The sequence below is a fragment of the Paraburkholderia sp. Clong3 genome (assembly GCF_050436485.1).
GTDB lineage: Bacteria > Pseudomonadota > Gammaproteobacteria > Burkholderiales > Burkholderiaceae > Paraburkholderia > Paraburkholderia tuberum.
On record NZ_JBNDMH010000003.1, the window covers coordinates 2,501,387 to 2,522,777 of the forward strand.

The 21,391-nt window shown below is 63.0% G+C and carries 20 protein-coding genes and 3 pseudogenes; 10 read left to right on the forward strand and 13 right to left on the reverse strand.

Annotated elements, in window-relative coordinates:
• Genes OKW30_RS34790 through OKW30_RS34805 form a run of 4 tightly spaced genes read right to left on the reverse strand, consistent with a single transcriptional unit; the run spans position 1 to position 4,546 of the window.
• On the reverse strand, positions 1–633 hold the full coding sequence (locus tag OKW30_RS34790) for a DUF2894 domain-containing protein (protein ID WP_429348870.1): 633 nt from the start codon (positions 631–633) through the stop codon (positions 1–3).
• On the reverse strand, positions 626–1,279 hold the full coding sequence (locus OKW30_RS34795) for an OmpA family protein (RefSeq protein ID WP_429348871.1): 654 nt from the start codon (positions 1,277–1,279) through the stop codon (positions 626–628). The genes OKW30_RS34790 and OKW30_RS34795 overlap by 8 nt, the downstream gene beginning before the upstream one ends.
• Positions 1,276–3,633: a DUF802 domain-containing protein gene (locus OKW30_RS34800; protein ID WP_429348872.1), complete on the reverse strand. Its 2,358-nt coding sequence runs from the start codon at positions 3,631–3,633 to the stop codon at positions 1,276–1,278. Before OKW30_RS34800 ends, OKW30_RS34795 begins: the two co-directional genes overlap by 4 nt.
• Positions 3,634–3,643: 10 nt before the next feature.
• Positions 3,644–4,546, reverse strand: coding sequence for a DUF3348 domain-containing protein (locus OKW30_RS34805; protein WP_429348873.1), 903 nt, complete (start codon positions 4,544–4,546; stop codon positions 3,644–3,646).
• A gap of 254 nt (positions 4,547–4,800) precedes the next feature.
• Between OKW30_RS34805 and OKW30_RS34810 the strand changes: the two genes are divergently transcribed.
• The gene (locus OKW30_RS34810; RefSeq protein WP_429291580.1) at positions 4,801–6,033 is read left to right on the forward strand and encodes an NAD(P)/FAD-dependent oxidoreductase; all 1,233 of its coding nucleotides are present in this window, start codon (positions 4,801–4,803) and stop codon (positions 6,031–6,033) included.
• Between the two features lie 177 nt (positions 6,034–6,210).
• Here OKW30_RS34810 and mctP read toward each other — a convergent pair whose 3' ends face one another.
• Together mctP and OKW30_RS34820 are read right to left on the reverse strand one after the other, a co-directional pair.
• Positions 6,211–7,692 (reverse strand): monocarboxylate uptake permease MctP, encoded by a 1,482-nt coding sequence (gene mctP / locus OKW30_RS34815; protein WP_187631363.1) that lies wholly within the window; start codon positions 7,690–7,692, stop codon positions 6,211–6,213.
• Entirely contained in the window at positions 7,689–7,886 is a 198-nt protein-coding gene (locus tag OKW30_RS34820) for a DUF3311 domain-containing protein (protein ID WP_090807102.1), read from the reverse strand. The genes mctP and OKW30_RS34820 overlap by 4 nt, the downstream gene beginning before the upstream one ends.
• A gap of 240 nt (positions 7,887–8,126) precedes the next feature.
• On the opposite strand from OKW30_RS34820, the gene OKW30_RS34825 reads away from it, so the two are divergent.
• The 8 genes and pseudogenes from OKW30_RS34825 to OKW30_RS34860 all read left to right on the forward strand — a co-directional run.
• The gene (locus OKW30_RS34825) at positions 8,127–9,542 is read left to right on the forward strand and encodes a cache domain-containing protein (RefSeq protein WP_429348874.1); all 1,416 of its coding nucleotides are present in this window, start codon (positions 8,127–8,129) and stop codon (positions 9,540–9,542) included.
• A complete protein-coding gene (locus OKW30_RS34830; RefSeq protein WP_187631361.1) occupies positions 9,539–10,192 on the forward strand; it encodes a response regulator in 654 nt (217 codons plus the stop codon). Before OKW30_RS34825 ends, OKW30_RS34830 begins: the two co-directional genes overlap by 4 nt.
• A 50-nt stretch (positions 10,193–10,242) precedes the next feature.
• Positions 10,243–10,785 carry a hypothetical protein gene (locus tag OKW30_RS34835; protein ID WP_429348875.1) on the forward strand — a complete coding sequence of 181 codons (543 nt, stop codon included), beginning with the start codon at positions 10,243–10,245 and terminating at the stop codon, positions 10,783–10,785.
• Positions 10,786–10,794: 9 nt separating this feature from the next.
• Positions 10,795–11,085: pseudogene (locus OKW30_RS34840) on the forward strand (sulfatase-like hydrolase/transferase); the annotation flags it as partial.
• A gap of 46 nt (positions 11,086–11,131) precedes the next feature.
• On the forward strand, positions 11,132–11,359 hold the full coding sequence (locus tag OKW30_RS34845; protein WP_410452641.1) for a hypothetical protein: 228 nt from the start codon (positions 11,132–11,134) through the stop codon (positions 11,357–11,359).
• A 74-nt stretch (positions 11,360–11,433) separates the two neighbouring features.
• Positions 11,434–11,994, forward strand: a pseudogene (locus tag OKW30_RS34850) (IS30 family transposase); the annotation flags it as partial.
• Positions 11,995–12,455: 461 nt separating this feature from the next.
• Positions 12,456–14,108 carry a group II intron reverse transcriptase/maturase gene (gene ltrA / locus OKW30_RS34855; protein ID WP_429349182.1) on the forward strand — a complete coding sequence of 551 codons (1,653 nt, stop codon included), beginning with the start codon at positions 12,456–12,458 and terminating at the stop codon, positions 14,106–14,108.
• A gap of 85 nt (positions 14,109–14,193) precedes the next feature.
• A pseudogene (locus tag OKW30_RS34860) lies at positions 14,194–14,652 on the forward strand (IS30 family transposase); the annotation flags it as partial.
• A gap of 223 nt (positions 14,653–14,875) precedes the next feature.
• Here the strand turns inward: OKW30_RS34860 and cls are convergent.
• The 4 genes from cls to OKW30_RS34880 form a co-directional block, all read right to left on the reverse strand.
• A complete protein-coding gene (gene cls, locus OKW30_RS34865; RefSeq protein WP_429291586.1) occupies positions 14,876–16,150 on the reverse strand; it encodes a cardiolipin synthase in 1,275 nt (424 codons plus the stop codon).
• Positions 16,151–16,301: 151 nt separating this feature from the next.
• Entirely contained in the window at positions 16,302–16,808 is a 507-nt protein-coding gene (locus tag OKW30_RS34870) for a hypothetical protein (RefSeq protein ID WP_429348876.1), read from the reverse strand.
• 22 nt (positions 16,809–16,830) lie between these two features.
• Positions 16,831–17,664: an H-NS family nucleoid-associated regulatory protein gene (locus tag OKW30_RS34875; protein ID WP_429348877.1), complete on the reverse strand. Its 834-nt coding sequence runs from the start codon at positions 17,662–17,664 to the stop codon at positions 16,831–16,833.
• Positions 17,665–17,875: 211 nt separating this feature from the next.
• Positions 17,876–18,214 (reverse strand): hypothetical protein, encoded by a 339-nt coding sequence (locus OKW30_RS34880; RefSeq protein WP_090807114.1) that lies wholly within the window; start codon positions 18,212–18,214, stop codon positions 17,876–17,878.
• Between the two features lie 413 nt (positions 18,215–18,627).
• On the opposite strand from OKW30_RS34880, the gene OKW30_RS34885 reads away from it, so the two are divergent.
• Complete coding sequence (locus OKW30_RS34885) at positions 18,628–18,879, forward strand: hypothetical protein (RefSeq protein ID WP_184063095.1); 252 nt, start codon at positions 18,628–18,630, stop codon at positions 18,877–18,879.
• Positions 18,880–18,974: 95 nt separating this feature from the next.
• On the opposite strand, the gene OKW30_RS34890 is transcribed toward OKW30_RS34885, so the two are convergent.
• From OKW30_RS34890 to OKW30_RS34900, 3 genes are all read right to left on the reverse strand, one after another.
• Complete coding sequence (locus OKW30_RS34890) at positions 18,975–20,048, reverse strand: DUF6765 family protein (protein WP_184063098.1); 1,074 nt, start codon at positions 20,046–20,048, stop codon at positions 18,975–18,977.
• Between the two features lie 277 nt (positions 20,049–20,325).
• On the reverse strand, positions 20,326–20,787 hold the full coding sequence (locus OKW30_RS34895; protein WP_184063100.1) for a DUF488 family protein: 462 nt from the start codon (positions 20,785–20,787) through the stop codon (positions 20,326–20,328).
• A gap of 103 nt (positions 20,788–20,890) precedes the next feature.
• On the reverse strand, positions 20,891–21,241 hold the full coding sequence (locus OKW30_RS34900) for an FKBP-type peptidyl-prolyl cis-trans isomerase (RefSeq protein ID WP_373685682.1): 351 nt from the start codon (positions 21,239–21,241) through the stop codon (positions 20,891–20,893).
• Positions 21,242–21,391 lie beyond the last annotated feature (150 nt).

The following is a 21,391-nucleotide window of genomic DNA, read 5'->3' on the forward strand; positions in this document are numbered from 1 at the left end:
TCAGCGCGCCTTCTTGCGAGCGCCCTTGCCGGTCGTCGCGGCGCGCGGCGCTTCCTTCTCGAGCGGTGCGCCGCCGTTCATCTGCTCGAGCCACGACAGCGTATCGACATACGACAGAAACTGCTTCAGATATTCCGGCGACAGCTCGCGCATCAACGACAGCGCGCGATGTACGAGGCTGCTCGAATTGAGCGGCCCCGCGTTGCCTGGCACCTGCGCGAGCGACTGGCGCAACTGCTTTTCGGTGCGCAGTTTGGACCAAACTTCGCGGAAGTAGTCGACTGCGGGCAGATCGGGATAGGCGGCAGCGTGCGGCGCATCGGCGCGCGCGTGGTGGCGGGCGAGGCGTTCGATCAGCGCCGCGAGCGTGGCGTCGTCGGCCGCGTCGGCTTCACCGGACGTGGCTTGCGACGCGCTCTCGTGCGCAGCGGCACGCTCGACCTCGGCCGTATAGTCGGCCAGCAGTCCTGCCAGTCGTTGCTCGAGCACTCGTCGCGGCTCGCCGCTGTGCTGTGCGGCGCGCCGCGTAAGCGCGTCGAGCAGATGAAAGCGCACCGGATCGAGCCGAGCCGCGCCGCTCGCGCGCCATGCATCGAGCCTCGCGCGAGCCGCGTGGATCGCGTCGTCAAGCACCGGACTTCTCCGCCGCCGCCGCACTCGACGGCCGCGGCACCGGCGCGATTTCGACGCGGCGGTTTTTCGCGCGGCCGGGTTCGTCGGCATTCGAACTGACCGGCTGCTCCGAGCCGAACGCCGCCGCAAACACCGACGACGCCGACACGCCCTCGTCGATCAGCGTGCGCGTGACCGTCAACGCGCGCTGCGCCGACAGCTCCCAGTTATCGGCGAAGCGTCGATTGCCTTCGCGCAGGCGTTGATCGTCGGTGAAGCCGCTGACCATCAGAATCTGATCGCTCGCGCGCAGATACGCGGACAGCGGCCCGGCGAGACTCTTCAGCAGCGCGCGACCCTCAGGCTGCAGCTGGGCGGAGTTCAGCGCGAACAGCACGTTGCCGCTAATGCCGACGCGCCCATTGACGAGCGTCACGCGCCCCGCCGCGAGCGGTCCCGCGAGCGCCTGTTCGAGCGTCTTGCGGCGCTGCGTTTCGGCCTGGCGCTGCTTGACCTCCTGCTCGAGCTTGCTCGACAGTTCGAGCTGCACGCCGATCACGCTGACCAGAATCAGCACGAACGCGCCGACCAGCACCGACATCAGATCGCCGAACGAGGCCCAGATCGGCGCGGAGGTTTCCACGCCGCCGTCGATGTCCTCGCTCATACCGCGTCGGCTCCGGCGGTCGCGCGCTGCGCGGCCAGCAACTGCAGGTCTTCGACGATCTGCTTCTGCGACATCACGCTGAGGTCGACCACGTCACGCGCCTGCGCGACGTAGTAGGCGAGCTGTTCGTCGCTGCGCGCGAGCGATTTGTCGAGCGCTGCTTCGATGCGTTCGAGATGTGCGACGAGCTTGTCGTTCGCTTCGCCGAAGGTGTGCACGGCCGCGCCGAATGCTTCGCCGAGGCTCGCGACTTCGACCGCGCTGCCGGTGACCTGCGCGGCGACCGTGCCGAGCTTGCCGGTCTCGTGCTCGAGGTGTTCGGTGAAGCGATTGCCGACGCGTTCGAGCAGACCCGCCGACGTCGAGACCAAGGCATCGACGGCCGTGCGTTGCTCGGTCGACGCGTGGGTGACTGCGTCGAGCAGCGTCTCCAGCGTGGCGAGCAGACGACTGCGCTCTTCGAGCATCGCGGTGTCCCGGACCATGCTGTCGGAGAGCTTCTGGCGCAGCTCCGCGACGACTTCGGCAGCGGCCTTCGGCGCTTCCGACGCCGCTTGCACGAGGCGCCCGATTTCGGCGATCGTCGCGCTGGCATGCGTTCGCGTCTGCGCGGAGATATCGCGTGCGGTTTGCGCGAGTGCGTCGCAGATTTGCTGCTGACGGGTCGCGGTTTGCAAACCCGTTTGCTGCCATTGTTGGTCGAGCTTTGCGGTCATCGCGGCGAGCGCTTCGGTCCATGCCGCGAAGCGCTGTTCGTCGCGCGCGGCGAGTTCGGCTTGCAGGTTTGTCGCCGCCTTCGGTGCTTCAGCCGCGGCTTGAACCAGTCGATCGATTTCCGCGATCGTCGCGCTGGCATGCGTTTGCGTCTGCATGGAGATATCGCGTGCCGTTTGCGCAAGCGCGTCGCAGATCTGCTGCTGATGGCTGGCGGCTTGCGCACCCCTCTGCTGCCATTGTTCGCTGAGCTTCGCACCCATCGCGTCGAGCGCCTCGGCCCACGCGCCCAAACGCTGCTCGTCGCGCGCGCTCAGTTCGGTCTGCAAGTTCGCATGCGAGCTACCGACCGCGCTCAGCAACGCCGCGGCATGCTGCTCGAACGTCGCGGCGGCGCGCGCCAACGCCTGTTCGTTGTTGGCGGCGAGTTTGTCGCCCGCGCTTTGCTGCTGAGCCAACGCGTCGCCCCAGGCCTGCGAGATGCCGCTCGCCGTCGCTTCGAGCCGCGCGGACACGCCGTCGAGCAGCGCGAGCGAGCGCTGTTCGAACGCTTCGGCAACGCGTTCGACCGAAGCGCACTGTTGCGCAGCCAACTCGTCGCTCGCCTGCCGATGTCCGGCGAGCGCGCTGTGGCAAATTTCGGCGACGTTCGCGCTGGTCGCCGCGAAGCCGCTCGACATGCCGTCGAGCTGGCGCTGCACGGCCTGGGTCACCGCGCCGTGCAACGCGGCGGTTTCGCGCGAGAGACCGGCCATCGTCGCTTCGACGACCGGCTGCAGGGCCTTGCCGGCGGCCTGCGCGCTGCCGGCCACGCTGTCCTTCAGCGACTGCTCGATCACACCGGCGAGACGCAGATAGGCGGCTTCGGTGCGGCCGTAAAACGCGTCGAGGCTCGCGATCTGCCGCTCGTTCGACGCGGCGCTCTGCTGTTCGAGCGCGCTCATCATCGTCTGCAGACGTTCGACCAGCAGCGGCGTCGCTTCGGCCTGGCGTTGCAGCAGCCGGAAGCTTTCTTCGCGCTGATGGCTCTGCGAGTAGACGCGCAAAGTCGTCGCGATCTTCGCGTCGAGCTGTTGCGCCGCTTCGAGCCGCTCGCGGCGGGACAGCGCGGACAGCAGCCCGAGCATAGCGGACGTCGCGACACCCGCGATCGACGTGCCGAACGCGAAGCCCAGCCCCTTGACCGGCGCGGCCAGCGATGCGCGGATCGCCTGCAGGTCGCTCGCGCTCTCCAGCGCAAGGCCGGTGCCGCGCAGCGTCATCACCATGCCGAGCAGCGTGCCGAGCATGCCGAGCAGCACCAGCAGACCGACCAGATACGGCGTCAGCGCGGGTCCCGGCAACGCGACGCGCTCGCCTTCGACGCGCAGCCGCACGCTATTGCGCAGACTCGGATGGACAGCTTCGAGAAACGCGGCGAGGCTCGGCGGTGGTCCGGACAACGCGGCGAGCGCGCCCGTCAGCGTGGCGGTCGCCTGACCATAGCGGCGCAATTCGAGCGCGCCTAGCACGTAGAAGACGCCGATCAGCAGCGTGACGACGAACGCGAGCGGATTGGAAACGGCATAACCGACGGCGATCCAGCACGCCGCGGAGAGCCCCGCGAGAAATACAACGAGATCGATACGATATCTGGACATGGGGTCCCAGTTAGCAGGCGCGAAGAGCCGCGAGCAGCCCTTCGACCGGTTGAAAACGAACATCCAGCTCGGCCAGCAAAACGCTCTGCATGTCCTTGCGGAAGACGTCGAGCCACGCCTCGGACGCGAGCGGCACGGCAGCGTTGCCGCCATCGGTCGACCTGGCGAGCCGCGTGGCTGCGGTGCTTGCTTTGACGTGAGCCAAGGCTGCTTCCAGCTGCATGGCTGCAGCGCCGGCTTCGACTTCGGCCGACTGCTGCCGCGTGGGATCGGCATCGGCGGCAACTTCGGCCGCTGCTTCCGCCTCCGCCATCCTCCGCTTCTCACCCTCGCGCAAGCGCTCGAAGTGCCCGCCGAGCAACCCGGGCACCGCGCCGAGCAAACTCCGCTCGCGCTCGCCGAGCGCACGCTCCATCACCGCATCGACGACCGCGAGCCGCGCGAGCGACGGCGCCTGCGTCGCCAGCAGCGCGCGCAGCCGGCGACGCAACGTGCCGATCGCCGTTTCCATCGACTGCTGAAGCGCGAGATAGCGCTGTCGGAACACCGCGTAGTCGGCCTGCGTGTCGACCGCCACGCGCGGCGCCGACATCCGGGCGGACGACGGCGACGGGCCACGCCGCCGTGAGCCGGCGAGCACGCTATCGCTCACGATTGCGCTCACCAGCGAGCGGCGTACGCGCGTGCACTCTTCCTCTTCCGCACGGCCGAACGCGCGCGCGCCACCAGCGACGGACGGCGGCTTGCCATCCAGCGCCGACGACAACGCGATCGCGTCGGTCCAGCCGAGCCACTGGCTCAGCCGATCCGCCAGCGATTGTCGCGATTCGGCGACGTCGGCCTCGGCGAGACGGGCCAGTAAGCGAACGAGTGCAGGCCCAGTGAGGGCGCTGCGCTGAGGGGCTTGCAACATACCACCGGTCGCAAAAAAGTCAGCAGTTTACACGCTGACGCCAGCGAGTCCGAAGTCGCCCGCTCGATCGTGCGTCGAAAGACACGGTTTTGCCCGATCGAACCTGGCATTCGGGCGTTTTCCCGAGCGCGGCTTTTTTGCCAATAGCGAAGCGCACCTATCCCTGTATAAGATGAAAGCTGACGCCTCGCTGCGCACTGGAACACGGCGAAGCGTCGACAACACACAGAACACACGCAAGGCGGACAGGGAGCATGAAATTCGATACCGTGGTGCTCGGCGCCGGCATTGTCGGGGTGTGCGTCGCCGTGCATCTGCAGAAACGCGGCCGCGCGGTTGCGCTGATCGACCGTAAGCAGCCGGGCAACGAGACCTCGTTCGGCAACGCCGGGCTGATCCAGCGCGAAGGCGTCTATCCGTACGCGTTTCCGCGCGGGCTCGGCACCCTGCTGCGCTACGCGCGCAACCAGTCGCCCGACGTGCGCTATCACGCCGACGCGATGCTGCAGGTTGCGCCGTTCCTGTGGCGCTACTGGCGCAACTCGCATCCGGCGAAGCACGCGGAAATCGCGAAATCGTACGCGACGCTGATCGAGCATTGTGTCAGCGAACATCGCGCGCTTGCCGCGGATGCCGGTGCCAGCGCGCTGCTGCGGCCGATCGGCTGGATCAAGGTGTTTCGCCATGCCGCCGCGCGCGACGCCGAAACCACCCTCGCCGAACAGTGGCATCGCGAGTACGGCGTCGAGTTCGAAACGCTCGACGCGCCGCGCCTGCAACAGCTCGAACCCGATCTCGACAAGCGTCTGCAAGGCGGGCTGCGCTATCCGCAATCCGATTCGGTCAGCGATCCGAACGCGCTCGTCACCGCATACGCGCGGTACTTCGAAGCGCTCGGCGGACGGTTCTTCTTCGGCGATGCCGATACGCTGCGTGAAGGCTGGCAGGTCGAGACGCGGGACGGGGCGATCACGGCCGAGTCGGCGGTGATCGCGCTCGGACCGTGGTCGGATCGCGCGAGCACGCGGCTCGGGTATCGGCTGCCGCTCGCGGTCAAGCGCGGCTATCACATGCACTACGCGCCGCGTCGGAGCGCGCGGCTCAACCATCCGATTCTCGACGTCGAACACGGCTATGTGCTCGCCCCGATGGCGCGCGGCATCCGTTTGACCACGGGCGCCGAAATCGCGCGACCCGAGGCGGCCAAGACGCCGGTGCAACTCGACGCGGTCGAGCCGATCGCGCGCACGCTGTTTCCGCTCGGCGAACGTCTGGATGCCGAACCGTGGATGGGACGCCGCCCGTGCACGCCGGACATGATGCCGATCATCGGGCCCGCGACGAAACATCAGGGACTGTGGTTCGCGTTCGGCCATGCGCATCATGGTCTGACGCTCGGACCGGTGACGGGGCGGCTGATCGCCGAGATGATGACCGGCGAGCAGACGCTGGTCGATCCGCGGCCGTTTCGAGTCGAGCGGTTTTAGCCGGATGGTCTGAGGCCTGCTCGAAATCTCCGCCTTCATCGCGCAATTATCGCCATCTCACGCTAAAGCCACCCTCACGGCACGTCTCCGACCAAGCCACCAGCCGTCGAAGCAATAAAAAGAACGCCGCGGGCCAACGGCCCCGCGGCGTTCTTCATCGAGCCGGACAACCGTCGATCAGGCCGTCACGGCAGCCCGTCGCGGCGACACTGCCGACACCGCGAAGCTCACGACGATATTCGCGACGAGCGCGATCAGGCCGATATACAGCGGATAGTTCTCGTGGCCGAAATGCAGGCCATACACCGGCTTGAGCCCTTGCGAAATCGCGAGGCCCGTGCCGAGCACGATACCGACGAGCCAGCCGACGAACAGACCCGGCGTGTTCAGACGGCGCGTGTACAGCGTGAACACGATGGCCGGGAAAATTTGCAGAATCCACACGCCGCCGAGCAGTTGCAGATCGATCGCATACTGCGTCGGCAGGAACACGATGAACAGCAGCGCGCCGAACTTGACGACCAGCGAAACGATCTTCGCATTGGCTGCCTCCGCCTCGGGCGAGATGTTCGGCGACACCAGCGGACGCCACAGATTACGCGTGAACAGATTCGCCGCGCCGATCGACATGATCGCGGCCGGCACCAGCGCGCTGATCGCAATCGCGGCGGCCGCGAAACCGACGAACCACGACGGGAACAGCGTGCGGAACAGGGTCGGCACCACGTCGCTTGCCGACTTCACGTTCACGCCGGCGGCGATCGCCATATAGCCGAGCAGCGCGATCAGGCCGAGCAGCACCGTGTACGCAGGCAGGAAGATCGCGTTCTTGCGCACCGTCTTTGCCGACGCCGACGACAGCACCGCCGTCATCGTATGCGGATACATGAACGCGGCGAGCGCCGAGCCGAGCGCGAGCGATGCGAACGCCGTGTACTGATTCGGCTTCAGCAGGATACCGGTCGCGCCGCCCTTCGCCTGGAAGTGCGCATCGGCCAGTGCGAACACTTGCCCATAGCCGCCGAGCTTCGCCGGAATCAGCCATACCGCCGCGATCACGACGATATAGATCATGATGTCCTTGACGAACGCGATCATCGCCGGCGCGCGCAGGCCGCTTGCATACGTATAGAGCGCGAGGATCACGAACGCGACGATCAACGGCAATTCGCCGCTGACGCCGAGCCCCTTGATCACGACCTGCATGCCCACCAGCTGCAGCGCGATATACGGCATCGTCGCGACGATGCCGGTCAGCGCGATGGCCGCCGGGAACCACTTGCCGCCGTACTCGCCGTGCACGTAGTCGGCCGCGGTGATGTGGTTCTTCGCGTGCGCAATCTTCCACAGCTTCGGCATCACGGCGAACACGAACGGATAAACGATGATCGTGTACGGCAGCGCGAAGAAGCCATACGCGCCCACCGAATAAACGAGCGCGGGCACCGCGATCACCGTATAGGCGGTATAGAAATCGCCGCCGACGAGGAACCACGAAATGACCGTGCCGAACTGCCGTCCGCCGAGACCCCACTCGTGCAACTGCGTCAGATCGCCGCGTTTCCAGCGCGCCGCGAAAAAGCCGATCACCGTGACGAGCACGAAGAACGCGATGAAGACCGTCATCGCAACCGGGTTCACAGGATTCAGATCGCTCATTTGAGACCTCGATACACGATGTAAATCAGCAGCGAGGTCAACGGCACCCACAGAAACTGATACCAGTAGAAGAACGGAAAGCCCGCGAGCGGCGGATGCGTGTCGTTATAGAACGGCAGCCACAGCAGCGCGATATAAGGGATCAGCAAAATGAGCCAGAGCCATGAACGGCCGGCCGAGGGGGAGGTCTCCACGAACGTCTCCTGAGTATTATCGACAGCGCGCGCGATGGCTCGTGGCCCGACGCGCAAATGCCCGGTTGCCTGAGGTCAGGCGGAAGACCGGGGAACGTCGCACACTCGAGCGCCAGGCCTCGCGCGGCGCGGTATGCGACGGGCATGTAGTATTCGCCTTCGCGCGCTTGCTTTCAAGCGCGCAACTACGTAAGCCGTCTACGTAATATTACGTAGCCCGTTGACTGGCTTTATTCAACGATGAAACTCAAAGCAAAGATAGTGCTGCTCGCGATCGTGCCCTTTCTGGCGGCGATCGCCAGCATCGAGACGGGCGTCCGCCGCGAAGCGACCGCACTCGCCGAGCGGCAGCACGCGACCACCCAGGCCGCGTACATGGCGAGTAAGCAGATCGAGCTCAAGCACTACGTCGAACTCGCGACGACTGCGATCGCGCCGCTCTACGAGGCCGGCGGCGACAACGCACGCGACGACGCGCTGCTGCGCACGCGTGCGCTCGCGGTGCTCGAAAAGATGAATTTCGGCGAGGACGGCTACTTCTTCGTGTACGACCTGCACGGCCGCACGCTGATGCATCCGCGCGAGCCGGACCTGGTGGGTCGGGATCTGTGGTCGTTGCGCGATAGCCATGGCACGCCGACGATCCAGCAGCTACTCGCCGCGGCCGCGCGCGGCGGCGGCTATGTGCGCTATCTGTGGCATCGGCCGTCGACCGGCAAGGAGGAGTCGAAACTCGGCTACGTGGTGCCGCTCGAACGCTGGGGCTGGATGCTCGGCACCGGCATCTATCTCGACGACGTCGACACGACGCTCGCGCACATCGACGGGGAGGCCGCGGCCAATATCGATCGCACGATGAAGTGGATCGACGCGATCGCGGTGGCTGGCCTCGCGGTCATTGCGCTGTGCGCACTCGTGCTGAACGTGACCGAATATCGAAGTGCCGACGCGAAGCTGAAGCGGCTCGCGCAGCAGGTCGTCGAGTCGCAGGAAAACGAGCGCGCGCGCCTGTCGCGCGAATTGCACGACGGCATCAGCCAGATGATGGTGTCCGTGAAGCTGCTGCTCGAATCGGCGCTCGCGCGGCTCGAACGCGGTGACGCGCGCGTGCCTGCCGCCGAGGCCGCATTGTCCACCGGACTCACGCGGCTCGGCGATACGCTGCGCGAAGTCCGGCGCATTTCTCATGCGCTGCGTCCGTCGATGCTCGACGATCTCGGCGTCGCGGCCGCCCTCGAACAACTGACGCGCGAACTCGGCGACGAGTCCGGCATCGCGATTGGCTTCACGCAGATCGCGCACACGCATGCCGCCACGTTGCCCGACACGGTCAACACCGTGCTGTTTCGCATCGCCCAGGAAGCGCTGACGAACATCGTGCGACATGCGCAGGCGTCGAGCGCGGCGCTTGCGCTCGAGGTTTCGCGCGATGCGGTCACGCTGACGATCTCCGACAACGGCCGCGGCTTCAACGTGACCGAAGCATTCGTCGGCGGACGTGAAGGTGTCGGCCTGCGCAACATGCGCGAACGGCTCGAAGCGCTCGGCGGCACGCTGTCGCTGAACTCGCAGCCGGGGCACACCGTCGTCGCCGCGCGCGTGCCGCTGCCCACGACGCATGCAACGGTGCCGTCCCTGCAGGAACTCTCATCATGAACGACACGGCCTCTCCTTCCATCGCGCGTCTGCTGCTCGTCGACGATCATCCGCTCGTGCGCGACGGTCTGCGCGCACGGCTCGAAGCAGTGCGCCACTTCGAAGTGGTCGGCGAAGCGGGCGACGCGCAGCAAGCGCTCGCGCTGGCCGAACGACAGGCGCCGCATCTGGCGCTGATGGATGTCGGCATGAAAAGCGGCATGAACGGCATTGCGTTGGCGGGCCTCTTTCACGAGCGCTTTCCGGCGATTCGTGTGCTGATGCTGTCGATGCACGACAACCTCGAATACGTGACGCAGGCGGTGCGCGCGGGCGCGAGCGGCTACGTTCTGAAGGATTCGCCGGCGCTCGAAATCGTTCAGGCGATCGGCGCGGTACTCGACGGCAAGACGTTCTTTAGCGCGGAGATCGGTGCTCGACTGATCCAGGCGTCGGCAACGCAATCGCCGGTCGAACGCTTGACGCCGCGCGAGCGCGACATTCTCGATGCGCTTGCCGAGGGACTGTCGAGCAAGCAGATCGCGCAGCGCAACGATCTGTCGGTGCGAACCGTGGAGACGCATCGGCTGAATCTGAAGCGCAAGCTCGATATTGAAGGGCAGGCCGAGTTGATCAAGTTCGCGGTCGAGAACCGGCGCAACAAGCGTTGAGGTTCGCGGGCGCGCGATAATGAGCGGTCCACACCTGGAGCGACCACGGCATGAAGCGCGTGTTCGAACTGAGTCTTGCCGGTCTGATGATTTGCGTGGCCACGGCTCGCGTTGATGGCGAACCGGCGCGCGTCAATCGCGGCCACGATCCATTCCTGCAGATATCCAAAGCGATCGCCGATTGCCCAACTCCGCTTGGCCCATTCGAAACCGAAAAGGAATGGCTCGACGATAGCCATTACAGAATCGAACGCGGCAATAGCTGCTGGATCGAAGGCCGTTGCCGTTTGCCGAACGCGTATCTGTACGACGCGGAAATCGCCGAGAGCGTGCAACGGCGTCTCGCGAATCTGAACGTCGCGACGCACTGGCGCGAGCAATCGACGCTATGGCTCACGCTGCAACGCCGCTTTATCTACGTCGAAGGCTGCGTCGCGCCGGGCTTCGACAAGAAGACTTTCCTCACCGAACTCGCCAAAACGGCGGACGTCGAGCGCGTGATCGACAACACGATCACCGATCCTCACGCCGCGCAGTTGCCTTACCGCACCCAGGCGGAACCGGACAAGCCCGTGCTCGATCCGGGCAATTAGCGCGGTAGTCTCGGCTACTCCGACATCCACGCGTTCGGGGGCGAAATCAACACGCCCAATCTCGATGCGCTGGTGCAAAGCGGCCGCATCCTGACGAATCACCACACGGGCACCGTCTGCGCGATCACGCGTTCGATGCTGATCTCGGGCACCGATCACCATCTGGTCGGCGAAGGCACGATGGGTGTGCCGACCGACGAGCGCAAAGGACTGCCGGGATACGAAGGCTATCTGAACGATCGCGCGCTATCGGTTGCGCAGTTGCTGAAAGACGGCGGCTATCACACGTACATGGCCGGGGCCGGGCCAGACTTCGCAGAAGCCGACGCTGCGTGAATTCACACACGTGACGGACAACACCGCGACGTTCCTCGCGGTCGCCCTGTGGACCGAACCGCCGCTCGGCCCCGTCGACGGTCGCTGGCAGTTGTACGACCTGAGCGCCGATCGCGGCGAAACGCAGGACGTGTCGGCGCAGAACCAGTCGATCATCGATAGTCTCGTGCAGCAGTGGAACGACTACATGACCAGCATCGGCGGCGTCGAGCCGTTGCGTCCGCGCGGCTACTACTGAGCACACAAGGGCGTTTTCATTCAAGCGGCGGCCTCAAATCTGAAGTGCAACACCGTTTCGTATAAGGTGTTGCGATGCACGAAAGAAAGTACCAGCAACTTCAACCTGAAGAGCGCCTGACCATTGCAAGCCTGCATCTGCAGGGTTCGAGTATCCGGGCCATGGCCCGGATACTCGGGCGCTCGCCGGCCACCGTTAGCCGTGAACTGACGCGAAACAGCTCTCCCGCAGGCTACGCATCGGCACCAGCTGAAGCGCTCAGCGCCTCACGCCGCAGCGCGGGGCGCCGCCCCACAAAGCTTTGCCTGCAAAGCGTCTGCTGGCGTATCGTTCTCACCCTGCTCGAGTGGAAATGGTCACCCCAGCAGATATCGGGCACACTGAAACGTATGTATCCGACCGACCCGACCCAGCAGGTTTCGCATGAAACCATCTACACGGCCATCTACGCCCAGCCGCGCGGCGAACTGCGCCGTCAACTCATCGCCTGCCTGCGCCATGGTCACAGCACCCGCATGCCGCGTACACGCGGCACAGACCGACGCGGACAGATTCCCGACATGGTCAGTATTCATGTGCGGCCGCCCGAAATCGAGGACCGACTGCTGCCCGGACACTGGGAAGGCGACTTCATCGTGCGACCTGCAAGTCGCATGTTTCTCTGTTTCACGGGGGCAGGTATGACCTGATGAAACCAGCTGTTCCATCAGCTGTTCCCTACCCGGGCATGCAGAACCGGTAACAGTTCTGTGTGAAGCCTCGGGGACAACGTAGCCGCCGGATACCCGGTACGCCTAGCCGTGAGGTAAGGCGGAATCTGCCAGCACAAAGGCGGAGAGGCGCAAGGGATGGGTGGGTACGACCAACACATGTGAACGTCCGAAACGCGCCGTTACGCCTAACAAGCCAAACGTGCTGACAGGCTTGAACCAAAAAACGGTATGCGGCAAGGAATGGCTTCTGATGAATGGGCCATCATGGACAGTACGCCGCCGGCGCATAGGACGGGTCCGAACCATCCGGAGAATCATGTGGAACAGGGTAAGCCCGTATCGCTGCCCAATGGGCAGGCGAACCGCAAGGCGAGCTGTTGGCGGTGCGGGTAAAGGAATGCGGAGAAAGCGAATGCCCGGCTGTAACGGACGGGATACGGGCTGAAACATTGCCCGACGCGAAAGCGGGCAGACTTCCGCGCGGTCATTCATGGCGAGAGAAACTTGATCAATCGTTATACGAGGGAAAGCAGATGACGGCGCACGACACGGAAGTGTCGGGCGCTGGTGCGCCCTCGCACGCTGCCCGGATGTGGGACCAGGCAAACTGGGCATCCATCGAGGCAGAGGTGAGACGACTTCAGTTGCGTATCGCCAAGGCGGTCCGGGAAGGCCGGTGGGGCAAGGTGCAATCCTTGCAACGTCTGCTGACCCGCTCGCATAGCGGCAAGATGCTGGCCGTGAAGCGGGTGACGGAAAATCGCGGCAAGAGAACGCCGGGGGTGGACGGCAGGATCTGGTCATCCTCGGCGGCCAGATGTAAAGGCGTGTTGTCGCTGCGTCATCGGGGTTATCGTGCGATGCCGTTGCGGCGTGTTTACATTCCCAAGAGTAATGGAAAGAAGCGTCCTTTAGGAATCCCATGTATGCGGTGTCGGGCGATGCAGGCTTTATGGAAGCTCGCTCTGGAACCCATTGCGGAGACCCTGGCGGACCTGAATTCCTACGGCTTTCGGCCCGAACGCTCGACTGCCGACGCCATCGAACAGTGCTTCATCACTCTGGCAAGGCGTGTATCGCCAGAGTGGGTTCTGGAAGGTGACATACGGGGTTGTTTCGATAACTTCAGTCACCTCTGGTTCCTGGAGCACATACCGATGGACAAGACGGTCCTGCGCAAGTGGCTTGAGGCTGGCTATATTGATGAGGGAACCCTGTTCCAATCGCGGGCGGGCACGCCCCAGGGCGGTATCATCTCGCCCGTGATCGCGAATATGGCGCTGGATGGACTTGAGGCAGCAGTACACGCGAGTATCGGTGTCTCGAAACTCGCACGCCGCACGGCCAAGCTCAACGTTATCCGGTATGCCGATGATTTCGTGGTGACCGGTGCTTCGAAAGAAGTGCTCGAATCCAGCGTTCTTCCGGCGATCCGTCGTTTCATGGCGGACCGTGGTCTGGAACTGTCGGAGGAGAAAACCCGGATCACGAACATAACGGAGGGTCTCGATTTCCTTGGCCAGAACGTACGCAAGTACGGCGGCAAACTGCTGATCAAGCCAGCGAAGAAGAGCATCAAATCGTTGCTTGACAAGGTCCGGGAGGTCATCAAGGGCAACGCGGGCGCCACCCAGGAAGCGCTGATACGGCAACTCAACCCGCTCATCCGGGGCTGGGCCATGTATCACCGCCACGTCGTGGCGAAAGCAACCTTCTCATTGATAGACTCGCACATCTGGCAACTGCTCTGGAAGTGGGCTGTGCGCAGGCACCCCACGAAAGGAGCACGATGGGTGAGGAGGCGATACTTCCGGACAGACGGACAGCGGTCATGGGACTTTGCGACGGAAGAAACCCGGGCTGACGGCAGCATCGGCAGTCTGCGGCTATTCCGCGCAATGACGGTCGCAATCATGCGTCACGTCAAGATCCGTGGGCCCGCTAATCCGTTTGATCCGGCATGGACGTCCTACTTTGCCCGTCGTCGCGCCGCGAAACATCCCGTCGGCTTGTCCGGTGCCACCCCATGGTGCTGAAGAATGGCTTGAGCCGGATGCGAGGTGACTCGCCCGTCCGGTTCTTAGGGGAGAACGTGCCGGTAACGGTACGTTCTTACCCGACAAGGGCGCGGGCAATCAGTCCTCGGTCGGCGTTCTGGTTGAACGGACCAGCCGCCTGGTGCTGCTCGCAAAGATGGAAGACGCCACCGCAGCTTCGGCGCTGGCGGGCTTCTCCGCCAAACTCAATTCGATTGTCGCGCCACTGCGGCAGAGCTTCACTTATGACCAGGGCAAAGAAATGTCGCGCCACAAAGAGCTCACTGCCGCAACCGGCGTGAACGTGTATTTTTGCGACCCGCACAGTCCCTGGCAGCGCGGCACCTGCGAAAACACCAACGGGCTGCTGCGACAGTATCTGCCAAAAGGCACCGACCTTTCGGTCTACAGTCAGGATGAACTCGACGCCATCGCCGACAGCCTGAACAGCCGGCCTCGTGCAACTCACAACTTCCATTCACCATTCGAGGTCTTCGCCGCGACCCTCGCATCAGCAAGTCAACCTCAAAGCTCTAAACATTAATCCCGCCGTTGCGCTTCACTCTTGAAACCGCCAGCTCAAAGGCGGCGTGGCGCTGTATGGCGCATACGCCGCGATCGCGGCGGTCGCATTTGCCGCCGCGTTTGCCGCGCCTTCCATCAGTACGGCGAGCGCGGCGGTATCCTCGCGCTGCCGCGAGCTGTGCATCGACTATATCGACAGCCAGTTGGCGCTGATCGGCGCTTCGTCTCGTTCGCACCGGCATTCAAAGCTGCGTGTCCAGTAGCCGCACGAATTTCTCGACGAGCTTCTCGGTGAACGAACGCCGCGTCCATGCTTCGAGCGTGACGCGCTTCGACTTCGCGATGTCGTCGTCGAACGCGGCAGTCTGCTGCGTGGCGAAATCGCGGTCGTAGATGTTCAGGTTCGCTTCGTCGTTCAGCTTGAACGAGCGGCTATCGAAGTTCGTCGAGCCGACCGACACCATGTACTCGTCGACTACCAGCAACTTGCAATGGAACATGGTCGGTTGGTACTCGTAGATCTCGACGCCCGCTTTCAGTAGATCGCCCCAACACGCACGCGACGCTTCGCGCACCGTGTGCGTGTCGATGCGTTTGCCCGGCGTGACGATCTGTACTTTCACGCCGCGTTTCGCGGCTTCGACGATCGCGTTGATGGTGAGCTTGTCGGGCACGAAGTACGCGCTCGCAAGCTGCAAACTGCGCGTGGCGGCGGTGATGGCCATCAGATACATCAACTGCATGTCGTCACTGCCGCCCGACGGCGAACTGCTGAACATATGCGCGAGACCCTGGCCCGCTCCTTTCGGCTCGGCATCGATGTGCGGAAAATACTCGGGACCGTGCAATACGCTGCTGGTCGCCTTGATCCAGTTGTCCATGAACACGGCCTGCATATGGCCGACCACTGGACCCGTCACGCGAAAATGCGTATCGCGCCAATGCTTTTCGTCCTGCGCATTGCCAGTCCACTCCGGCGCTATGCCGACCCCGCCGGTAAAACCGATCCGGCCGTCGACCACCAATAGTTTGCGGTGCGTACGGTCGTTCATGCGACCGAGTCCGGTCCAATGCGGCTTGTGATACTTGACCACTTCGGCGCCGGCCTCCCGCAGCAGTTGCAGATAGTGCCGATCCATTTTCGACGAACCGACCCAGTCGAGCAGTACATGCACGGCGACACCTTCGCGCGCCTTATCGGCAAGCGCACGCGCAATCTGTCCGCCGATCTCGCCAGACCAGTAAATGAACGTTTCAAATGTGATGGTTTCGCGCGCCGACCGAATGCCCTCGAGCATCGACGGAAAGATCTGGTCGCCGTTGAGCAGCATCTCGAAGCGATTACCCGGCACCACGGGTGGACCGAGCAATAAACCCATCGACCGAAGGAATTGCGGATCTTCGCTCTTATAAAGCCGCTCGATTCTGTGTTCTATTTTCTTCTCGCCGCTCGACAGATTGGCGATCAGCAGAACGATCACGAGCGTGACGAACGCGGTAATAGAAATGGTCAGCATGCGTGGCCTCGATGGCAGGCGGCGGGTCACGGTATACGAGTCCCGCATCCGACGGGAGAATGCCGCACTCGTGCCTGGCTTTCACTATCAGCACGTCATGCACGGCGCGTGCCCGGATCAGGACCGCGCCTTGCTTTCTGGTTCCAATGCTTTATCTGACCAATGCAAACGCCTCGCGGCTTGCGATTTCGCCCGCGCCGAATACGCCGATGACCGTATAGTCCGACGCCACGCATTCGAACGTCGATGCCTGAAACGTAATGACGAAATGCCGCCGCGCCGGTGCCTCGGGAGCAATGGCGACGGAGTCTGTCGCCACGGCGGCAATCTCGGCGCACAACGACGAATTGACGACTTCATGCACCGCGCAGCCGACGAGGCCTTGCGCCGCGAGCGGATGAATGGCGAGATCGTCATCGCCCGGCGGCCCGAGACGGTGAAAGATGGCGTCGGCGAACAGCACCGCGCAAAAAGGATCGTCGTCGGGATCGAATGGCCCGAACCGTTCAAAGTCCGACTCCGCGATCGGATAAGTGAGGATCACGCGGCGATCGCTGGCGACGATGAATGGTTCGGCGGCATCGGCTGCCGGATGAGGAGCGGAGTCCAGCAGGAAGACCTGATCTTCCTGCCGGGGTGCATCGAACGTGCTAACCATCTACTTCACGACTCCACGGCTATTACGCGCTTGCTTGCGTCTCTGGCGTTTGGGGAGCCGCCGCGACGGGTGCGGCCGTACTCTTTGCAGCAGCCTTGCGCGCCGGCGCTTTTCTTGCCGCCTTCACAACGCTTTTGCGGCCGGTGGACTTCTTCACCGCGGCTTTCCGGCTTGCCGGAGTGGCCTTTCTGGCTGCGGTCTTTTTCACGGCCGTCTTGCGCGTTGCTTTTTTCGCCGCGGTCTTCTTGCCTACCGCACTCGCGGTCGCTTTCGCCTGGTTGCTCTTTGCCGCCGTTTTCGCCGCTTTCGGAGCGGCAGCCATGCTCGCGCCATCGATCAGGAATTTGCTGCGGTCCTTGACGGCCGCGAGCCATGCCGGCGCCGGACCGCGGCCGCTCCAGGTCGCGCCGGTTTTCGGATTCAGGTACTTCGGCGGCTGGGCGCCTTTCGGCTGCCCTTTGACGCGCTTCGCGGCGGGAGCAGCCGCGGGCTTGCTTGCGCTCGCAGCGTCGATCAGGAACACCGTGCGGTCCTTCACGCCGGCGATCCAGCCAGGCGCGCGGCCGTGCCCCGTCCAGGTCGCGCCGGTTTTGTGGTCGCGATACTTCGCCGGGGTTACCGACCTGGCGGCTTTGCTCGCGCCCGCAGGTCTTCCGCGACCCGCCGGATTGCCATTCAGACCTCGCGCGGCACGTCGTGCCTTCGCCTGTGCTTCGATATCGGCAGTCGTGAGACCGTGCTTGAGCATCAATTCGCGAATCTGGTCGACCGCGGCTTGTGCTTTTCTGGCAATGAGAACGTCAGCTTGCTCCTGGAGCTTCTTAAGCTTGGCTTGGATTTGCTCTAACGAAGGCATTTGATTGCTCCTTATGTGGTAATCGTCGAACTATGCCATGAATGACGGAAGAAAGGCAGTGTATTGACCAATCCCGAGCTTCAATACACCGATACGAGCACCGATGCGGCGGTCAAATAACGAAGCTTTCAGGTTTTCTACCGGGTCATCGAAGCTTTCTTCCTTTTCCTTCCCTCCTGATTCTTCTTTTTCATTTCGGTTCCACCACCACTCAGATAGGTGTAAAAACGACGACCTGGCGATCGGCAATGTACCTCACACTCCGTATGAAGCGGTAGTGTTGACCGTCCGCCGTTATCCGGTTCAGGCCCAGGCGGGTCAGTACCAGCATTTCATCTGCCTGGAAAGCGTCGACGACGCCGGAATCCGTTAAATCCTCCAATGCCCCCGATGGATTTCCGACATAAACGCTGCGCGCCTGCTTGCCGATCCGCATCACGACCACGCTTTTTCCCTCGTCGAGCGCCAATTCGAGAAAGCTCGCGAGCGTGCGCAACGACTCTGGCGTGCAAGTCCTGGTCTGATAGATCGCTGCATTCGATGGCGTCATTTGTGTTTCCCCGTCATCCGCATCGGCAACAGAAAGGGGCGCCGCCGTGCTTTCTGGCATTAGTCGCTTCTACTATAGCCAGGCCTTTGGATATTCAAAGGAGAGTAGTCCACTTTTTATTTGAAAACGGTCTTTTTTCGTGGCCCGCTATAGCGAACGGATTCAAGCATGCGCGAAACGCCACTGACGACGCGTGCAAAGACACCGCCCGGGCTCCGGTAACGTGCCGTTACCGATCTTGCAGCATCTGTTGCCCCTGTACCGGCCAAGTCCATTTACACTTCGTATCCGTGCCCAGCGGCAGACGTATGGCCAATAGAGAGTCCTTTGTCAGCCGCCATGCTCGCGGCGGCTATTGAAATGGACGCCGGGCCACCCTAATTCCGATCCACTCAAACACGATGATAGTTGCAATGAAAGCTGGTTTTATTCGGACCGCCCTCGGGGCAATGGCAGTCTCGTTGGCAATGGCCGGCACCGCGAACGCGGCCGGTTGCCTGAAAGGAGCGGTAGTGGGCGGTGTCGCCGGGCACTACGCGGGACATCATGCGGTGGTCGGCGCGGTCGGCGGCTGTATCGTCGGACGGCATATGGCCAAAAAGCACGCCGAAGAACAGCAGGCGGCGACTCAGGCTGCGCCGCATCAGCAAGCCCGAATGCAGTGACTGGAGAATACGGGCGCCGCCGCAAACGTTCGCACGAGCGACGCGGCAATGATCTTCGAATCTCCGTTCGCGGCGACGCGCCCTGCTCCGATCACTTAGGCAATGCGTAATCCGCGCGCGGGCAAGATCTCCTGAGTGGTCACGAAACGGTGCTGTTTGACCGCGTCGTGAAAGAGCCGGTAGTCGCTCTTCTCGAAGGCGGTCGTCCACTCCGGTCTGTCCCCGGTGTCGTCATCGCACAACAAACCGGTGGCCTGGTACTTCCACGAACCTTGTCCTTTGGCAATATAGCCGGGCACGGGTTCTTTCAAACCTGGAATACGGCCTGCATTCACCCATTCGCAAACGGTTCTCAGACGCAGGTTGTCGTCGGGTTCGCGGTTCGTATCGAGCAGCCGGGTCAGTGCGTCTTTAACGTCGTCCGGCATGCCTGGCTGGTTTTCGAAATCTTCGCGTCCGGCCAGATAAGCTCGCACGACACGACAACTCATGTCGGCCGCCTGCACGAAATCCGGCAAATTATGTCGTGAGATGAAGTGATTGCGACCGTCGATGTAATGCCAGCGCGCCCATGGCTGGTCGGGATAATGCAACGCGGCGCCGTGGCCGACCGGCAACGCGATCGTCAGAACGTCCTCCTCGACATGCTCGATCAGATGCGCGACCGCTAGTTCGAGGCTCGCGAGCCAGCCTTTGCGCGTGCAATCCTGTGCCTCGAGAAGATGCACGCGATTCCACGGGCTTTCGATGCCCGCGAATCCCTGGTGCGCCCACGTATCGACATAGGTATGAAGCGTCACGCCGAGCCGGTGCAACGCGGTCTCCGAATCGCGCTGCCGGATCGCGCGCCGCACGACTTCGCGCGCAACTTCACTGTCGGGCCGGCAAATCGCCTTTTCCTCGAGACTTTCACCCTCGCCAGCCGGCAGAAAATGGAACGGCGTCCACACGAGCCGGTTCTGGTCGTTCTCGGTATTGGCGTAATCGAATAACTTGTGCGCGGTCGCGAATCGCTCGAATGTCTCGCCGCCTTTGAACCGCAGTATTCCGCTCGTCGTTGCGTCGTCGACATATTGGCAGGCATGCGCGACGGTTTGCGCATCGCCGGCCGTCATGCCGCCGACGCGCGCGGCAATGTAGACCACGCCGTAATGAAAGTCGATGTTCATGGCAAGCGCTCCTGGCGCGCATAATCACGGCCGGTTCGTGGCCGGCGATAGGGCGAGACGAATACAGGGAGCTGCGCGTGAGTAGATAGTAGACGAGCGAGCGGCACACGCATTGAAAAAAACATGCGTACTGGACGCGCTTTTTCACGTTTCGCGCCACGCAACCATTCGGGCTACTGAAGGAAACGCGGGCGCGGCCGGCGAGATGTAACCTGCCGGCACGGAAAGCCGCCGGCCAATGAGGCGGATAAACGTAACCTGGCCCGATCGGCGCCGGTCAGGTCAAATGTGTAACGGAAAGACGACTATTCCAGTGCTGGTTCAGATATTCGAGCGCAAACATCCGGTGGCAATGATGTGGTAAATGTTCACTGCAAAGCAGGCAACCCGATTCGAATAGCGCGATATCCAGATTACTTTCCACGCGGCGGCGCGCGACGAGGTCGAAATATTCCTCCCGAAAGTTCTCCCAGCTCAATTGCTTGCCCTGGTAGCGTTTGAGCAGGTCCGGCTCGGGAGCCAGTTCCGGTATTTCCACGTACGCCGCATTGCACAACTGGTCGAGAAAGTAAGGCAGATCTTGTTTTTTCGCAAAGCCCGCGAGTTGCGACGTGTTGTTGAGGCGAACGTCGAGCACCGTGCGCACATGGGCGTCCTTCAGCAAACTGAAGAATTTCTGGGCGCTCTTGCCGGTAAAACCAATGCTGGCCACCTGCACGCTACTTTTGTCACGTTTCATGGTGAATCCCCTGGCAGGCCATTCGGCGCCCATAAAAAAGCCTCGCTGCGATTGGCGCAGCGAGGCTCGGGTGTCAGTGCATCTTTAGCGCCGCTCGCGTGCTTTATTTGACGATGTCGACCAGTTCGACTTCGAAGGTCAGATCGGTATTCGGCGGAATCGGGCCGACGCCGCGATCGCCGTATGCGGTCGCCGCCGGGCACGTGAGTCGCGCCTTGCCGCCGACTTTCATCTTCTGCACGCCTTGCGTCCAGCACGGAATCACGCGATTGAGCGGGAACGTGGCCGGCCCGCCATGCTTGGCCGAGCTATCGAATTCGGTGCCATTGGGCAGCGTGCCGCGATAGTTGACCTTTACCACGTCGGTCGCGGACGGTTGCGGGCCCGTGCCTTGCGTCAGATGTTCGACGATGACGCCGGACGGCAACTTCTCCGTGGTCGGCGCGGCAGCCATCGCGGTCGAGGACAGAACGGCTGCGGCCAGCAAAGCAACGAGTGATTTCAAAGCGAATCTCCAGTGGGGTAGTCCGTTTGATTGTAACGGATCGGGTGTCGGCCGAGGCTCCCACATATTGCCCGATGCCGCGGATCGTTGCGCGCCCAT

Bases quoted from the DNA above. Each gene is read 5' to 3' on its own strand.
- OKW30_RS34895 (WP_184063100.1), bottom strand. From the start codon at position 20,787: ATGAAACGTGACAAAAGTAGCGTGCAGGTGGCCAGCATTGGTTTTACC.
- OKW30_RS34900 (WP_373685682.1), bottom strand. From the start codon at position 21,241: ATGGCTGCCGCGCCGACCACGGAGAAGTTGCCGTCCGGCGTCATCGTC.
- OKW30_RS34805 (WP_429348873.1), bottom strand. From the start codon at position 4,546: ATGTTGCAAGCCCCTCAGCGCAGCGCCCTCACTGGGCCTGCACTCGTT.
- mctP (WP_187631363.1), bottom strand. From the start codon at position 7,692: ATGAGCGATCTGAATCCTGTGAACCCGGTTGCGATGACGGTCTTCATC.
- OKW30_RS34810 (WP_429291580.1), top strand. From the start codon at position 4,801: ATGAAATTCGATACCGTGGTGCTCGGCGCCGGCATTGTCGGGGTGTGC.
- OKW30_RS34875 (WP_429348877.1), bottom strand. From the start codon at position 17,664: ATGCCTTCGTTAGAGCAAATCCAAGCCAAGCTTAAGAAGCTCCAGGAG.
- OKW30_RS34825 (WP_429348874.1), top strand. From the start codon at position 8,127: ATGAAACTCAAAGCAAAGATAGTGCTGCTCGCGATCGTGCCCTTTCTG.
- OKW30_RS34870 (WP_429348876.1), bottom strand. From the start codon at position 16,808: ATGGTTAGCACGTTCGATGCACCCCGGCAGGAAGATCAGGTCTTCCTG.
- OKW30_RS34795 (WP_429348871.1), bottom strand. From the start codon at position 1,279: ATGAGCGAGGACATCGACGGCGGCGTGGAAACCTCCGCGCCGATCTGG.
- cls (WP_429291586.1), bottom strand. From the start codon at position 16,150: ATGCTGACCATTTCTATTACCGCGTTCGTCACGCTCGTGATCGTTCTG.
- OKW30_RS34800 (WP_429348872.1), bottom strand. From the start codon at position 3,633: ATGTCCAGATATCGTATCGATCTCGTTGTATTTCTCGCGGGGCTCTCC.
- OKW30_RS34885 (WP_184063095.1), top strand. From the start codon at position 18,628: ATGAAAGCTGGTTTTATTCGGACCGCCCTCGGGGCAATGGCAGTCTCG.
- OKW30_RS34880 (WP_090807114.1), bottom strand. From the start codon at position 18,214: ATGACGCCATCGAATGCAGCGATCTATCAGACCAGGACTTGCACGCCA.
- OKW30_RS34830 (WP_187631361.1), top strand. From the start codon at position 9,539: ATGAACGACACGGCCTCTCCTTCCATCGCGCGTCTGCTGCTCGTCGAC.
- OKW30_RS34835 (WP_429348875.1), top strand. From the start codon at position 10,243: ATGAAGCGCGTGTTCGAACTGAGTCTTGCCGGTCTGATGATTTGCGTG.
- OKW30_RS34890 (WP_184063098.1), bottom strand. From the start codon at position 20,048: ATGAACATCGACTTTCATTACGGCGTGGTCTACATTGCCGCGCGCGTC.